The organism is Moorena sp. SIO3I6, from assembly GCF_010672095.1.
On the sequence record NZ_JAAHHU010000781.1, the window covers coordinates 1 to 2,217 of the forward strand.

Sequence of the window (2,217 nt, forward strand, 5' to 3'; positions counted from 1 at the left end):
CTGAGTCGGTCGGTTTCCATTATTGAGGACCAAAGAAGATCACTCTTGGACTGGTATGCCAGAGCTGGTCGAGATTTACCTTGGCGACGAAGTTGGGAACCCTATAGCATCTGGGTGTCTGAAATTATGTTACAGCAGACCCAGGTCAAAACGGTCATTCCCTACTATCACCGCTGGATGGAGCAATTTCCCACCCTCGAACATCTGGCATCTGCTGAATTACAGGAAGTCCTCAAAGCTTGGGAGGGTCTGGGATATTACTCCCGTGCTCGCAACTTGCACGCCTGCGCTAAACTAATTATGCAGTCTCATGGTGGTGTTTTTCCCCAAGAGCTGAGCCAGGTTTTAGCCTTATCAGGAATTGGTAAAACAACAGCAGGTGGTATTCTAAGTGCTGCCTTCAATCAGCCAGTGGCTATTCTCGATGGTAATGTTAAACGAGTACTAGCACGATTGGTAGCATTGCCGATACCACCTGCCAAAGCCACTCAACAATTATGGAAGCTATCAGAAGCCTTACTGGATCATCAACATCCTCGAGAGTTTAACCAAGGAATAATGGATTTGGGAGCAACTATCTGTACTCGGAAAACTCCCAATTGCCCTGATTGTCCCTGGAAATCTTACTGTCAGGCTTACAATCATGGGATTCAATCTGAAATACCTATGCGTGAACCATCTTCTCCCCTACCCACAAAAAATATCGGTGTCGCTGTAATCTGGAACGACCAGGGACAAATTCTAATCGACCGCCGACCTGCAAAAGGCTTATTGGGTGGTCTTTGGGAGTTTCCTGGCGGCAAAATTGAGCTTGGTGAAACTGTTCCGGAATGTATTAAACGGGAAATTCAGGAAGAATTGGGCATTGAGATTGAGGTTGGGGAACACCTGATCACAATCAATCACGCCTACAGCCACTTTCGTGTTGTTCTAAGTGTACACCACTGTCGCCATCTCAGTGGTGTTCCGCAACCTATTGAATGTGATGAGATTCGCTGGGTCACCTTAGATGAAGTAGATCAGTTTCCCTTCCCCAAAGCCAATACTGAGATTATTGCGGCTTTGCGCTCTCAAGAGGGGAGAAACTATGAAGTATGAAGTGTCACTGCGAGTTGTGGGTAAAGTGTAAGCTAAGGTTTCTCGCATTTAACTTTTGGAACTCTGAGACTGAATCCCTGATAGTAGCTTAGCTCGCTTCTCATAATTATTAGATGCAGTAAAGCGCGATTACCTGATCGATTCAACTGATAAAGCGCTTTAAACCTTAAAGCTTGTACCTTCAACCCCATTTCCTATCGATAAATCGGTAAGGTGAAGTGAAAACAGCTGCCACCCTTGATAGGTGAATCAACCCAAATGCGACCATAGTGGGCACGGATAATCTTTTGACATAGGGCTAAGCCCAACCCATAGCCTTCTATAGCTTCGTCTCGCTTAAGGCGGAAGTGGTTTTCAAAAATGCGATCGCGATTTTCTTGTGGTATACCAGGACCATCATCGCAAACGCTGACTTGAACTTTCTGGGTAGTACGGTGGATGCTAGACACAGCAATTTTCCCCCCTTTGGGAGTATACTTAATGGCATTATCCAGCAGGTTAATTAGCACCTGACGCACCAATTCTTCATCGCCGTAGACAGGAGGCAAGTCTTGTGGGATGTCGGTTTGCAGAACCTGAGCCTTGAGCTGAAACTGTTCGTGCATCTGAACTAGAACGTCTTGGCAAAGTCTGCCCAAATTCAGTTTATGAGGTCGGATGTTGAATTCAGCATTACTTCCCTTCCTAGCTTGCAGCAGATCCACCACCATCCGGTTGATAGTGCGCAATTGATTACGAGCTTGCTCAAACAGCCGTTCCTTTAGCTGTGGCGTCAGCCCAGGTTTTCTACCATTCTGGGCTACTGGTTGCTCTAGCTGTAGGGTTTCCAAGGCAATGGATACTGCTGTCAAAGGACTACGCAAGTCGTGAGCTAACATGGATATGACTTGGTCTTTAAATTGCAGCTGCTCAAGCAATTCTTCTCTATCTTTCTTCAGGCGAAAGACTTCGTCGGATAGTCGAATCAGTTCCAAGGCACAAGCTAGGGAACCAGCTGTATCTGGTAATGCGTCAGCCGAGGAGTTAGATGAGCGAACAGTTGGTTGTAAAGGCAATCCTTGGGTAAGTTGGGTTTGGTTTTCTTCTAGAGAGCGTTGCCAGCGGGGCCACCAGCTCTTA

General features: G+C 46.5%; 2 protein-coding genes. One reads left to right on the plus strand and one right to left on the minus strand.

Annotated elements, in window-relative coordinates:
- On the plus strand, positions 1-1,098 hold a 1,098-nt coding region (gene mutY / locus F6K49_RS42660; protein ID WP_366514305.1), incomplete at its 5' end, for an A/G-specific adenine glycosylase.
- 194 nt (positions 1,099-1,292) lie between these two features.
- Here mutY and F6K49_RS42665 read toward each other — a convergent pair.
- A partial coding sequence (locus F6K49_RS42665; RefSeq protein ID WP_293107511.1) for a histidine kinase occupies positions 1,293-2,217 on the minus strand: 925 nt, incomplete at its 5' end.